The organism is Verrucomicrobiota bacterium (genome assembly GCA_016200005.1).
In the GTDB taxonomy this organism is placed as follows: domain Bacteria; phylum Verrucomicrobiota; class Verrucomicrobiia; order Limisphaerales; family PALSA-1396; genus PALSA-1396.
The window spans coordinates 14,213-27,252 of sequence record JACQFP010000002.1 but is presented as its reverse complement, the minus strand read 5'-3'; the positions used below and the strand labels follow the sequence as shown (position 1 = coordinate 27,252).

Genomic DNA, 13,040 nt, shown 5'->3' with positions numbered 1-13,040 from the left:
AACGATTTCAGATTTCGCGTTTCTTCCACACATATCGGAACATGATCACCCGCAGCGCCGCCGTCAGCGGAATCGCCAGGATGCCGCCGAGGATGCCGCCCAACAGTGTCGTGCCAACCATGAGTGCGACGATGATGCTAACGGGATGCAATCCCACGCGGTCGCCCATGATCTTCGGCTGGATCACCGTGCCCTCCAGCGCCTGCACGATGCCGACCACGAGCAGCACCCCCAACGGATGTTGCCAGTCGCCAAACGCCACCAGCGCGATGACCAGCGCCGTCACGCACGTCGTGATCGCGCCCAGAAAGGGAATGATGGTGAGAAACGTCGCCATCACACCGATGAGGACGGAATACGGCAGCCCGATGATCGTAAAGCCGATGGTGTAAAGAATCCCGTCGCAAATCGCCACGAGCACCTGACCGCGAAAAAATGCAATGAGGTAGTCGTTTATTGAGTTCAGAATGAAAACGAGTTCGTCTTTGAATTTGGAATCGTGCACCGGCAGATAGTCCGTCCACTTCGACTCGATGCCGCTCTTTTCCAGCAGGAAATAAAACGCGTAGATGGGAATCAACGCCAACCCAGCAATCACACCAAACCAGGAGCCGATGTAGGAGACGACCTGCGACAATCGTTTGCCGAGAATGGGCAATGCTTTCGTCAACCAGTCTGTGGCGGACGCCAGAGTTGCCTTGTCGATGACTGGAGGCGGCGGAGATTTGTCCGGTGTGATGGACTGCGGGGCATTCGTTTCCGATGGCGCGGCGGCGAGGGCGGCCGGTTCAGCGTTCGTGCTGGTGGCGGACGGCGTTTCCACGTTTGCTGATGATTGTTTCGGCAGGAAGCGTTGTAGCCATGCGGGCGGATGACTGATCAGCGTCTCGACCTTTTTCTCCAAGCGCTGAGTGTAGCCGGGAATCTTGCGGCCAAGTTCCTGAGACTCGACGACCAATTGCGGCACGACGCTCGCGAGCAACCCCAGGATAATCAACAACGCCGCCAGGAAAACGACGATGATCGCACGCACACGCGGCACGCCTTTCCGTTGAAGCAAATCCACGACTGGATCGAGCAAATACGCGAGCACGCCCGCCACCGCGAGCGGCCAGATCACCGACGACAGCACGTTCAAGATGCGGCCCAGCCCCCAGACGGCGGCCACAATCAGCGCGACGATCAGCGCCGCCGCAAGCCCGGTGAGCGACAGCCAGATGATGCGGGCTTGTTTTTCGGTTGGGGGAGGGAAGTTCATGAGCGAGTGAAATCCGAAGCCCGAAATCCGAAATCCGAAAGAAGTCCGAAGCCCGAAGGCCGAAAAGATTTCCACCCGGTCCGAGGATTCGGATTTCGAATCTCAGGCATCCTTCGGATTTCGGATTTCGGGTTTCGGATTTGCATCATGCTTGTCCAAGCTTCTTTGATTTCTCCGTCGCGGCGCGCACAGCATTCATCAACGCGGCCCGGACCTTGCCCTTCTCCAATTCATGAAGCCCTTCAATGGTCGTTCCGCCGGGACTCGTTACCATGTCCTTGAGCGCGCCCGGATGCTGGCCCGTTTCCAAAACCATTTTCGCGCCGCCCAAAACCGTCTGCGCCGCCAGCTTCGTCGCCACGTCGCGCGGCAAGCCCGCCGCCACGCCGCCATCGCTCAAGCCTTCAATCATCAGGTAAACATAGGCCGGCCCGCTGCCGCTCAAGCCGGTCACCGCGTCGAGCAACGATTCTTTGAGCGGGAACGCCACACCCACGGCAGAGAAAAGTCGCCGCGCGAGCTCGCCGTCGAAGCGGGTGGCGTTTTTGCCGAGCGCGAAGCCGGTGGCCGAGGCACCAACCAGCGCCGGCGTGTTGGGCATGACGCGAATGACACGCGCGCGCGGCGGCAACGCGGATTCGAGTTTGGCAATCGGCACACCCGCAGCGATGGAGATGAGCAGATGGCGCGGCGTGAAGCGGTCGCGGATTTCACCGAGCGCGGCGCCGGTTTGATCGGGCTTCGTGGCGAGGACGAGGACGCTGGCATACTCGGTGACTTTGGCGTTGTTGGATACGATGCGCGCGCCGGTTTCCTTGCCGAAGGCCGCGCGCGCGGCGGGCAAGGGATCGCTGGCGATGATCTGTCGTGGCGTGACGAGGCCGGCGCGAATGAATCCTCTGGCAAGCGCCGTGCCCATTTTTCCCGCGCCGAGAAACCCGATTGTAAGTCTTGCAGGCATGGGCGAGTTGTAGCAGCTCAACCGGACGGGCGAAAGGCAAATTCAAGCTCGCGCACTCAGGCAACAGCCTGGCGACGTAGCCACCGACGTAAGGGGTTGGGATTTCGGGGTAAAAACGCAAGCGGTTCCGTCTCCTGACGTCGTCGGCTACCATTTCGCTGACGTGTTCAGAACTTGTTCCTCATCTTGGCTCCGGTTCAATTCTCAACTGCCCGGCCTCATCCAATCGTTGAATCTCCGCGGTGTATCCCTGACGGAACGTCGGATACTTGAACTGGTAGCCCAGCTCCATCTTCAATTTGCGGTTCTGCACCTTCTTGTTCGTCAGGCCGCGTTTGCGTCCGGGTTTGTCAGTTTCGGCGGCGAGAGGCGGCATCGATTTACCCAGCGTCTCGGACAGCCAGCGGAAGAAATGAATCTGCGCCACCGGTTCGTCATCCACGGCGTTGTAGATTTCGCCGGGACGACCATTCTTCAACGCCGCGAAGATGATTCCCACCAGATCATCACGATGAATCATGTTGAGGATGCGCTCGCCTTGGCCTTCGATCTTCGCCTCGTTCTTCAAGTATTGCTGAAACAAATGACCGCGCTCCGGCCCGTAAATACCGGCAACTCGCAAAACTATGGCGGGAAATTGTTTCTGCCGCGCCGCGTCGAGCAACAGTTTTTCCGCGTCCACCAACACTTTGCCCGTTTCGCTGGCGGGTTCGACCGGGCTGCTTTCCTTGACCGCCGAACCGTCCGTTTGCCCATAGACGCTGGTGCTGCTGGTATAGACAAATTTCCTCGGCGGCAACGCCGACAGCCACTCGATCAAATTGCGAGTGCCGTTGAGATAAACCTGTCGATATTCTTCGACGCGGCCTTTCGACGAAGAGACGCAATTCACCACCCAGTCGAACGGACCGGGCAGCCTGACCAGTTCCTCCGGCTTGGTGATGTCCGCGATGAGCGCTTGAATCCCCGCCGCCTTAAGCTCCGCCGCGGCGGCGTTCGCGCGGCGCACGCCAAACACCTCGTGCCCTTGTCTGAGTAGTTCCGTTCCCAGCGGCAGCCCGACGTACCCACAGCCGGCAATCAACACGCGCATGTCGGCAGGTTAAACGATGCGGCGTAAAACTAAAGCACAAGAGTTCGCGGTTGAATTACGCCCCGCCGAAATTGAAACACTTTGACGCCGTCGGAGCTTGCTCGCATTCTAGGCAATATGATTCCGGCTTTCCGGGTTTGTTTGTTCGTCGCCAGCGCGTCCCTGCTGGGTAGCTGTGCTCATGTTGCGCCGCCCGTCCAGTATCCGATCACCGCAAGAACCAACCAGGTCGATGACTATCACGACACGAAGGTCGCCGATCCCTATCGTTGGCTGGAAGATGACAACTCGGCGGCGACCAAGGCATGGATCGAGGCCCAAAACAAAGTCACGTTTGGTTATCTCGAAAAGATTCCTGAACGCACGGCCATCAAACAACGTCTGACGCGACTTTGGAATTTCGAGCGTTACGGAGTGCCGTTCAAGGAAGGTGGGCGCTACTTTTTTACCAAGAACGACGGCCTGCAAAACCAGAGCGTGCTTTATACCATGACTTCGCTGGACGATACGCCGACCGTGTTTCTCGATCCCAACAAACTTTCCGCCGACGGCACGGTCGCGCTCAGTGGTTACGCCATCAGCGACGACGGCAGATTGATGGCTTACGGCATTTCGAAGGCCGGTTCGGATTGGCAGGAATGGAGAGTGCGCGACGTCGTCACCGCCACCGATTTATCCGACGATATCAAATGGGTAAAATTTTCCGGCGCATCGTGGACGAAGGACGGCAAGGGGTTTTTCTACAGTCGCTACGACGAGCCGGCCAAGACCAACGAGCTCAAGGGGGTGAACTATTTCCAAAAACTTTACTACCATCGACTCGGCAGTGCGCAGGCTGAAGACGTTCTCGTCTATCAACGACCCGACCAGAAGGAATGGGGCTTCGGCGGTGGCGTTACCGACGACGGGAAGTATCTGATCATCTCGGTCTGGAAGGGAAGCAACACACGCAACCGCGTTTTCTACAAGAAACTGCAAACGCCGGACGCTCCGGTCGTGGAGTTGCTCAATGACTTTGACGCCTCGTACGATTTCATCGACAACGTGGATGGCGTGTTTTATTTCCGCACTGACCTGAATGCGCCGCGCGGACGCATCATCGTCATCGACATCACGCAACCGGCGCGGGCGAGCTGGAAAGAAATCGTCCCGCAAACCAGCGACCGACTTCAGAGCGCCAGCCTGATTAACGATCAATTGGTCGTGTCTTATCTCAAGGATGCCCGCAGTGAAGTGAAAGTGTTCGCGCGCGATGGCCGGTTCGTCCGGCAAGTGGAATTGCCCGGCCTGGGCAGCGCCGGCGGCTTCGGCGGCAAGCGCAAGGACGCGGAGACCTTTTACTCATTCACGAGCTTCACGACGCCCGGCACGGTTTATGGCTACGACATGGTCAACGGCACGAGCACGTTGTTTCGTCAGCCAAAGGTGGATTTTAATCCCGCCGATTACGAAACGAAACAGGTGTTTTATCAAAGCAAAGACGGCACGCGCGTGCCGATGTTCATCACGCACAAGCGCGGCTTGAAGCTCGACGGCCAGAATCCCACCTACCTCTATGGTTACGGCGGTTTCGACATCAGTCTGACGCCGAACTTCTCCGTCGCCAACCTTGTCTGGATGGAAATGGGCGGCGTTTATGCGATGCCCAACCTGCGCGGTGGCGGGGAATACGGCGAGGAATGGCATCAAGCCGGAATGAAACTGAAAAAGCAAAATGTGTTCGATGACTTCATCGCCGCGGCGGAATGGCTCATCGCCAACAAATACACTTCCGCAAAGAAATTGGCGATTGGCGGTGGCAGCAACGGCGGGCTGCTGGTCGGCGCTTGTTTGACGCAACGCCCGGATTTATTTGGCGCGGCGCTGCCGGCGGTCGGCGTGATGGACATGTTGCGCTTTCACAAGTTCACCATCGGCTGGGGCTGGACTTCCGACTACGGTTCAGCAGACGATCCAGAGGAATTCAAAGCACTTTTTGCTTACTCCCCGTTGCACAACATCAAACCTGGGACGAAATATCCAGCAACGCTCATCACCACGGCCGATCACGACGACCGCGTCGTTCCCGCTCACAGCTTCAAATTTGCTGCCACGATGCAAGCCGCCCAGGCCGGTAACAAACCGGTGCTCATCCGCATCGAGACGCGCGCCGGTCACGGCGCCGGCAAGCCGACGACCAAATTGATCGACGAAGCCGCTGACAAATGGGCGTTTCTAGTGCGGGAGTTGAACGTGACTTTCTCAGATCAAACGCGTGACTGAAATTTCCGCCATCCAAGCCGTGACCTTCGACGTCGGCGGCACGCTCATCCAGCCGTGGCCGTCGGTGGGACATGTTTATGCCGAGGTTGCGGCGCGGCACGGAGTGGAAAATCTTTCACCGGAAAACATCAACGAACAGTTCCGCGCCGCGTGGCGGGCGAAAACAAACTTCAATCACACGCGCGAAGACTGGGCGGCTCTGGTGGAGAGAACCTTCACGGGACTGACACAAGGCAAAGCAAGCGAGACGTTTTTTTCGGAGTTATATGAACGCTTCGGCACAGGGGACGCGTGGCGGATTTTTGACGACGTGTTGCCGGCATTGGATGCGCTTGCCACAGCCGGTGTGCGGCTGGCTGTGATTTCAAATTGGGATGAGCGCCTGCGACCGCTGCTGCAGCAACTGAAATTGTCCGATTATTTTGAGACTGTCATCGTTTCTTGCGAAGCCGGCTTCGCCAAACCATCGCCGGTAATCTTTGAACATGCACTTAAGAAGCTGGGGTTGCCACCCGGGTCGATCTTGCATGTCGGAGACAATCTCAGCGCTGATGTTCAAGGGGCGCGGGGCGCCGGGCTCCGGGCCGTTCGGATCGACCGCAAGTCACCAGCCGTTGCAGGTCAACAAATCGCTTCGCTGTCCGACCTGGAGTCGCTGTGCGCTCGATGAGCCACTGTGACACGACGCAGTGTGAAATTCTTTCCCGGTTCAGCCTCCATCAAAACAGTTGCTCCGGCTAATAAACATCTTAAATCGAAATTTTCCAAAGCGTTAAGCGGCGCAATGGCCCGCTCATGGTCTGGCACGCGTCTTGCCGTCAATCAAGCTGATCGCTTCTCCGTCAGTTTGTTCGGAGAAGCAAATTGTTGGGCAGCCAGAGAGCGGATGCATGCCCAATGTAAAACATCAATCCGCCAAGAAAGGAACTGATGACTATGAATATGTTAACGCTACGGGATCCGCTGAATAATTTGACTCGCTGGGATCCATTCCGTGAACTCGATGAACTGCACAACCGTCTGGGAACGCTCTTTGGACGCGCGCCAGTCCGCAAGGACGGAAACAAGGAAGAGACGATGACCATCGCCGAATGGGCGCCGCTGGTTGACATCATCGAAGATGAGAAGGAGTACCTCATCAAGGCTGAGCTGCCAGAGATCAAAAAGGAAGAGGTCAAGGTGCGCGTGGAGAATGGCGTGTTGACCATTTCGGGCGAGCGCACTTACGAGAAGGAAGATAAGGGCCGCAAATATCATCGCATCGAACGCGCCTACGGCAGCTTCGAACGAAGCTTTACCGTCCCGGAAGACGCGGATGCCTCCAAGGTCAACGCAGAATTCAAAGACGGCGTATTAAAGGTGCATCTGGCCAAGGACGAAAAGGCCAAACCAAAAGCCGTCGAAGTCAAAGTCGCCTGAAGCAATAGCTCCGTTCGCTGACGCCGGCAAAAGCCTGCGTCCAAACGAGAGCGACAAAACATATTGATGCCGATTGCCCGACGGCGTGAAGAGCGCAAGCATTCATCGCCAGGGCAATCGGCTTTTTGTTTCATTCAACGACCGCATTGAGTCCGTGGCCGGGTTGCCAGTCGGTATGGACAGCGCCCGGTACAAACAGTAACTTCGGCGCAACTGATGAACGCAGAGCATTGGGTGAACACTTATGGCGGTTGAATATAAGGATTATTACAAAAGTCTGGGGGTGCCGCGCACGGCGAGTGACGACGAAATTCGCAAGGCTTTTCGCAAACTGGCGCGGCAGTACCATCCCGACGTGGCGAAGAACAAGGCGACCGCCGAAGAAAAATTCAAGGAGATCAACGAAGCGTATGAAGTCCTTGGCGATCCGGCGAAAAGAAAAAAATACGACGAGTTGGGCGCCGACTGGAAACAGGGCGCGGAGTTCCGTCCGCCACCAGGCTGGGGCCAAACTGGCCGCACGTGGAGATCGGGAGGTCGGGGTGAGCAGTCAGAGGAGTTTGAGTTTCAGTTCGGCGGCACCGGATTTAGCGATTTCTTCGAGCAATTCTTTGGCTCGACGGGGGCGCGTCAATCGCGTTCCAGTTCCCGAGACGGGTTTCGCGAGTTTTCGCAGCGCGGGCAGGATGTCCAGGCGGACATTCTCGTGACTCTCGAAGAAGCGGTGAACGGAGCAACGCGTCCGATTTCCCTCCGACGAAATGTTCCATGCCAATCCTGTCACGGGGGGGGCGAACTCAACGGCCATATCTGCGCGACTTGCGGTGGAAGCGGCCACAAGACCAAAGCGGAAAACTACCAGGTCAAGATTCCTGCTGGCGTGCGCGAAGGACAACAACTGCGGTTGGCTGGCCGGGGCGAAGCCGGAATTGGCGGCGGCCAAGCGGGTGATTTGTTCCTAAACGTGCGCCTGGCGAAACATCCTGATTATCGAGTTGAGGCTGACCACCTTTACCATGATCTGGAATTGGCGCCATGGGAAGCCGTGCTCGGCACACAGGTGGCCGTGCCGACGTTGGGCGGGCGGGTGAATATCAAGATCCCGTCGGGCACGCAGAGCGGGCAGCGTTTGCGGGTCCGTGCTCAAGGTTTGCCTCAACGTGGCGGCGGACGCGGCGACCTGTTCGTGGTCGTATGCATCCAAGTGCCGGAGAAAACCGGAGAGCGCGAACGCGCGTTATGGGAACAACTGGCGAAAGAGTCCTCCTTTAAACCGCGGGAAAAAATGCCTTGAGCGCGGCCACGACCGTCGATCACATCTGACGTTCCCTCAAGCGTCTGGGAGTGATAAGCCAAGATAACCAGACGCGAAGCGACGCTAATACTTTATCAGATGCATTGACGCTTTGGCCCACAGATAATTAGATTGCGGCAAATTGGGTGGTGCGTCTGTGATTGTGTCGGTTTCACCCATGCTCGATGAATATCATTACAAACCTTTTTACATCTTCGATTGGCAAGAAATTCATCATGGCCATCACCGGGATGGCCCTCTTTCTTTTTGTGGCGATGCATTTGTTGGGCAACCTCCAGATTTTTCTCGGCCCGGAAGCGATTAATCGTTACGGCCATTTCCTGCAATCTAACCCGGAAATCATCTGGCCGGCGCGCATCGGTTTGGTGGTCATGGTTGCGCTTCACATCTGGTCGGCCAGCAAACTTTCGGCGGAGAACAAGGCCGCCCGCCTGATCGGCTACGCGGACGCTCCAACACCCGTCGCCGCCAGTTACGCCTCGCGCACGATGATTATGAGCGGGCTGATCATCGCGGCGTTCATCATTTATCACCTGCTCCATTTTACAGCCCAAGTGCCATCCATCAATTTTACCGGAAAAGATTTCTTATCGCTACAAGACAGCCAGGGCCGTCACGACGTGTTCGCCATGATGATCACCGGGTTTCGGCAGCCGTTGGTTTCGGGATTCTACGTTCTGGCGATGGCGTTACTTTGCCTGCATTTAAGCCACGGTGTCAGTGCCATGTTTCAATCGCTGGGATTGAAAAACAACATCTACGCTCCGCTGATCGATCGCTTCGCCAAAGTCGCCGCGCTGGTGATTTTCATCGGATACATCTCCATTCCGCTGGCAGTGCTGCTTCATTTGATCGGGAAGGGGATCCAATAAAATGAGCCTGGACGCCAAAATTCCATCCGGACCTCTCACGCAGAAATGGGACAAGCATCGCTTCGACATGAAGCTGGTCAACCCGGCGAACAAACGGAAGTTCGATGTCATCGTCGTCGGCAGCGGGTTGGCCGGCGCTTCGGCCGCGGCGACGATGGGCGAGCTGGGTTACCAGGTGAAATGTTTTTGTTTCCAGGACAGCCCGCGCCGCGCCCACAGCATCGCCGCGCAAGGCGGCATCAACGCCGCCAAAAATTATCAGAACGACGGCGACAGCGTTTACCGGCTCTTCTACGACACGATCAAGGGCGGCGATTTCCGCGCGCGTGAAGCGAACGTGTATCGCCTCGCCCAGGTCAGCGTGAACATAATCGATCAGTGCGTGGCGCAAGGCGTGCCGTTCGCCCGCGAATACGGCGGTCTGCTGGCGAACCGCTCCTTCGGCGGCGCGCAGGTTTCGCGCACTTTTTATGCGCGCGGCCAGACCGGACAACAGTTGCTACTGGGCGCGTATCAGGCGCTCTGCCGGCAAATCAGCCTCGGCAATGTGAAGATGCTTCCGCGAACGGAGATGCTTGATGTTGTCGTCATCGACGGTCACGCAAAGGGCATCGTAGTGCGGAATCTCGTGACCGGTGAAATTTCCTCCCACGCTGCCGATGCCGTGGTGCTGGCCACGGGCGGTTACGGCAATGTGTTTTTTCTTTCGACCAACGCCAAAGGTTGCAACGTCACCGCGACCTGGCGCGCTTACAAGAAGGGCGCGTTCTTCGCAAACCCATGTTACACGCAAATCCATCCGACCTGCATCCCGGTCAGCGGTGATCATCAATCGAAACTCACCTTGATGTCCGAGTCGTTGCGCAATGATGGTCGCGTCTGGGTGCCAAAACAAAAGGGCGACAAACGTCCCCCCCACCAGATTCCAAGGAGCGAACGCGATTATTATCTCGAACGCAAGTATCCCAGCTTCGGCAATCTCGCCCCGCGCGACATTTCCTCGCGGGCGGCGAAGGAAGTCTGTGACGAAGGACGCGGGGTGGGTCCGGGCGGCCTGGGAGTTTACCTCGATTTTGCCGACGCCATCAAACGGCTCGGTGAAAATGTCGTGCGCGAACGCTACTGCAACCTGTTTGACATGTACGAAAAAATCACCGGTGAAAATGCCTACCAGGTTCCGATGCGCATTTATCCGGCGATGCATTACGCCATGGGCGGCACGTGGGTGGATTACGATTTGATGAGCAGCGTCCCCGGACTGTTCGTCATTGGCGAGGCGAATTTCTCCGACCACGGCGCCAACCGTCTCGGCGCGAGCGCGTTGATGCAGGGCCTCGCCGACGGTTATTTCATTCTACCGTACACGATTGGAAATTACTTTGCTTCGTTGAAGCAACCGAAGCCGTCCACCAGCCATGCCGAATTCAAGCAGGCCGAAGCAGCCATCAACGCTCTCACTAACAAACTGCTCTCGATCAATGGCAAACGCAGTGTGACAAGTTTCCACCGCGAACTCGGCAAATTGCTTTGGGACAAATGCGGCATGGCGCGCAATGAAACCGGGTTGAAAGAGGCGTTGCAACGCATCTCCGAATTGCGCGCCGAATTCTGGCAGAACATCAAGGTCACCGGCGATAGCGGCAACCTGAACCAGGACTTGGAACAAGCTGGTCGCGTGGCCGACTTCATGGAATTTGGCGAGTTGCTGTGTCTCGATGCATTAACGCGCCGCGAATCTTGCGGCGGTCATTTCCGCACCGAGTTCCAGACGCCCGATGGCGAGGCCAGACGCGACGACGAAAATTATTCCTTCGCCAGCGCCTGGGAATATCAGGGGGAGAGCAAGCCCCCGCTGCTGCACAAAGAACCATTGCATTACGAAGAGGTGCACATGAGCACGAGGAGTTACAAATAGTTTACGATTTGACCATGACTTCCAAGCCCGCCAGTTTTTATGAGACGCAGGTTACCGCCCACTTGCGGCCGCTGCGTGGGCAGGCCGTGATCCTGGATTCCGACCTTGCGTGGTTTCTCGGAATCGAGCCGGCGGAAATCATCGCGGCGGTGGAAGATAACCCGGAGGCGTTCCCGGAAGATTTTGTTTTCCGCCTGTCACGCGCGGAGTTGGTTGAATTGCAGCGTCGGAATCCGTGCCTGACGGATGGCGGGTTGTCGGCGAAACACGGGCGTCTGGCATTCACTACGCACGGCGCGGGAATGCTGCTGGTGGTCATCAAAGACGAGAAATTTTCGCTCGCCGCAATTCCAGTTTTCCGCGCTTTTGGAAATTACTGGAAAGTAAGCGAGGACTACCTCACCACGAAGCCGCTCGTAAATCGTAAATCGTAAATGAATTTGACCCTCAAAGTCTGGCGACAGAAGAACGCAAACGGACCGGGCGGCTTCGAGACCTACGAGGCGAAGGACGTCAATCCCGACATGTCGTTCCTCGAAATGCTCGACGTGGTGAACGAGGAATTGATCGGACGCGGCGAAGAGCCGATCGCCTTCGACTCGGATTGTCGCGAAGGCATTTGCGGTACTTGCGCGCTCATCATCAACGGCATCCCGCACGGCGGGCAAAAGGGGACCACCGCCTGCCAGTTGCACCTGCGGCATTTCGAGGACGGCGACACCATCACCATCGAACCGTGGCGGGCGAAGGCCTTCCCAGTGTTGAAGGATCTCGTCTGCGACCGGAGCGCGTTCGACCGCATCATTCAAGCGGGCGGATTTGTTTCCGTGAACACCGGCGGCACACCGGACGCCAACGCCATTCCAGTTGCGAAGACCGATTGTGATCTGGCGATGGATGCCGCTCAATGCATCGGCTGCGGCGCATGCGTGGCGGCCTGCAAGAACGCCAGCGCCATGCTCTTCGTTGCCGCCAAAGTTTCCCACCTCGGCATCCTCCCGCAAGGCAAACCCGAAAAAGACCGGCGCGTTGCGAAGATGGTCAAGACCATGGATGAGGCCGGCTTCGGCAACTGCACGGTCACCGGTTCTTGCGAAGCGGTTTGTCCGAAGGAAATCAGTCTCAATTTTATCGCGCGGATGAATCGCGATTACGCTGTGGCGCTGCTGAAGGGCGTCGATTAAAAACAAACTGCGCCGCCGTGGGCGCAGCCGTTTTACGGGCCTTTTGTCCACGCACGACGCAGTTTGCGCTTCGAGCGGCATTACCGCTTCAGCAGGCCATCCGTTTCCATCGAATTGACCAGGTCCTTTTCCGCCAGCACCCAGTCTTCCAAGGTCAGCGGTTCATGCGGCAGTTTGTCGCGATAAATCTCGAACGCGTGTTGCCGCACCATGCCTTTGGTGATCCCCGGCGTAACCGGCGCCGGTTGTGCAACTCGTTTATGCATTTTCATTTTCATGACGTGCTCCTTTCTGCTTGCACAGACAAAATAGTCCCGCGCGTGCCGATTGCAACCCGTGAATTTATTTTTTCCAACGGCGAACGCGCGAACTCACGAACTTAAAGTGCCGCCGGTGACATTCCCACGCCAACAATACTGCAGGCTTGAACTAAATTTAGTCCCAGCCGTTCCGCGGCGGCGAGCACTTCATCCGACTCCGTGCCCGGGTTCAGCCACAGCTCATCGCATCCTTTCGTCGCGATGTCGGGCAACACTTTCAACAACACCGTCGGCGGCAAATACAGGCTGATCATGTCCGGCCGCACCGGTAAATCCAAGATGCTCTTATACGCCGGCAGCCCCTCAATCGTGGCCTCCCTTGGATTCACGGGATAAACCGTGTAACCCTGCTGCAAATAGGCGCGCACGGCTTTGTTGCCGAATTTGTTTCGGTTGTTCGAGGCGCCGATGATGGCGACAGTCTTCATGGTTGAACTATCG

The 13,040-nt window shown here is 57.2% G+C and carries 13 protein-coding genes; 8 read left to right on the top strand and 5 right to left on the bottom strand.

Going from position 1 to position 13,040, the window contains the following annotated elements; translation table 11 throughout:
* Nucleotides 1-7 precede the first annotated feature (7 nt).
* The 3 genes from HY298_00340 to HY298_00330 form a co-directional block, all read right to left on the bottom strand.
* Nucleotides 8-1,258: an AI-2E family transporter gene (locus tag HY298_00340; GenBank protein MBI3848727.1), complete on the bottom strand. Its 1,251-nt coding sequence runs from the start codon at nt 1,256-1,258 to the stop codon at nt 8-10.
* A 145-nt stretch (nt 1,259-1,403) separates the two neighbouring features.
* On the bottom strand, nt 1,404-2,219 hold the full coding sequence (gene proC, locus HY298_00335) for a pyrroline-5-carboxylate reductase (protein MBI3848726.1): 816 nt from the start codon (nt 2,217-2,219) through the stop codon (nt 1,404-1,406).
* Between the two features lie 181 nt (nt 2,220-2,400).
* A complete protein-coding gene (locus HY298_00330) occupies nt 2,401-3,312 on the bottom strand; it encodes an SDR family oxidoreductase (GenBank protein MBI3848725.1) in 912 nt (303 codons plus the stop codon).
* Nucleotides 3,313-3,429: 117 nt separating this feature from the next.
* On the opposite strand from HY298_00330, the gene HY298_00325 reads away from it, so the two are divergent.
* From HY298_00325 to HY298_00290, 8 genes are all read left to right on the top strand, one after another.
* Nucleotides 3,430-5,574 (top strand): S9 family peptidase, encoded by a 2,145-nt coding sequence (locus HY298_00325; GenBank protein MBI3848724.1) that lies wholly within the window; start codon nt 3,430-3,432, stop codon nt 5,572-5,574.
* Nucleotides 5,567-6,244, top strand: a complete 678-nt coding sequence (locus HY298_00320; protein ID MBI3848723.1) for an HAD-IA family hydrolase — start codon at nt 5,567-5,569, stop codon at nt 6,242-6,244. The genes HY298_00325 and HY298_00320 overlap by 8 nt, the downstream gene beginning before the upstream one ends.
* A 293-nt stretch (nt 6,245-6,537) precedes the next feature.
* Complete coding sequence (locus HY298_00315) at nt 6,538-6,993, top strand: Hsp20/alpha crystallin family protein (protein ID MBI3848722.1); 456 nt, start codon at nt 6,538-6,540, stop codon at nt 6,991-6,993.
* A 244-nt stretch (nt 6,994-7,237) separates the two neighbouring features.
* Entirely contained in the window at nt 7,238-8,287 is a 1,050-nt protein-coding gene (locus HY298_00310; GenBank protein ID MBI3848721.1) for a J domain-containing protein, read from the top strand.
* A gap of 185 nt (nt 8,288-8,472) precedes the next feature.
* On the top strand, nt 8,473-9,180 hold the full coding sequence (locus tag HY298_00305; GenBank protein MBI3848720.1) for a succinate dehydrogenase cytochrome b subunit: 708 nt from the start codon (nt 8,473-8,475) through the stop codon (nt 9,178-9,180).
* A 1-nt stretch (nt 9,181) separates the two neighbouring features.
* A complete protein-coding gene (locus HY298_00300) occupies nt 9,182-11,095 on the top strand; it encodes a fumarate reductase/succinate dehydrogenase flavoprotein subunit (protein MBI3848719.1) in 1,914 nt (637 codons plus the stop codon).
* Nucleotides 11,096-11,109: 14 nt separating this feature from the next.
* Nucleotides 11,110-11,529 (top strand): ORF6N domain-containing protein, encoded by a 420-nt coding sequence (locus tag HY298_00295; GenBank protein MBI3848718.1) that lies wholly within the window; start codon nt 11,110-11,112, stop codon nt 11,527-11,529.
* The gene (locus HY298_00290) at nt 11,530-12,279 is read left to right on the top strand and encodes a succinate dehydrogenase/fumarate reductase iron-sulfur subunit (protein MBI3848717.1); all 750 of its coding nucleotides are present in this window, start codon (nt 11,530-11,532) and stop codon (nt 12,277-12,279) included.
* A gap of 80 nt (nt 12,280-12,359) precedes the next feature.
* Here the strand turns inward: HY298_00290 and HY298_00285 are convergent, their stop codons facing one another.
* Nucleotides 12,360-12,557 carry a hypothetical protein gene (locus tag HY298_00285; GenBank protein ID MBI3848716.1) on the bottom strand — a complete coding sequence of 66 codons (198 nt, stop codon included), beginning with the start codon at nt 12,555-12,557 and terminating at the stop codon, nt 12,360-12,362.
* Nucleotides 12,558-12,658: 101 nt separating this feature from the next.
* Nucleotides 12,659-13,027 (bottom strand): CoA-binding protein, encoded by a 369-nt coding sequence (locus HY298_00280; protein MBI3848715.1) that lies wholly within the window; start codon nt 13,025-13,027, stop codon nt 12,659-12,661.
* Nucleotides 13,028-13,040: the final 13 nt, after the last annotated feature.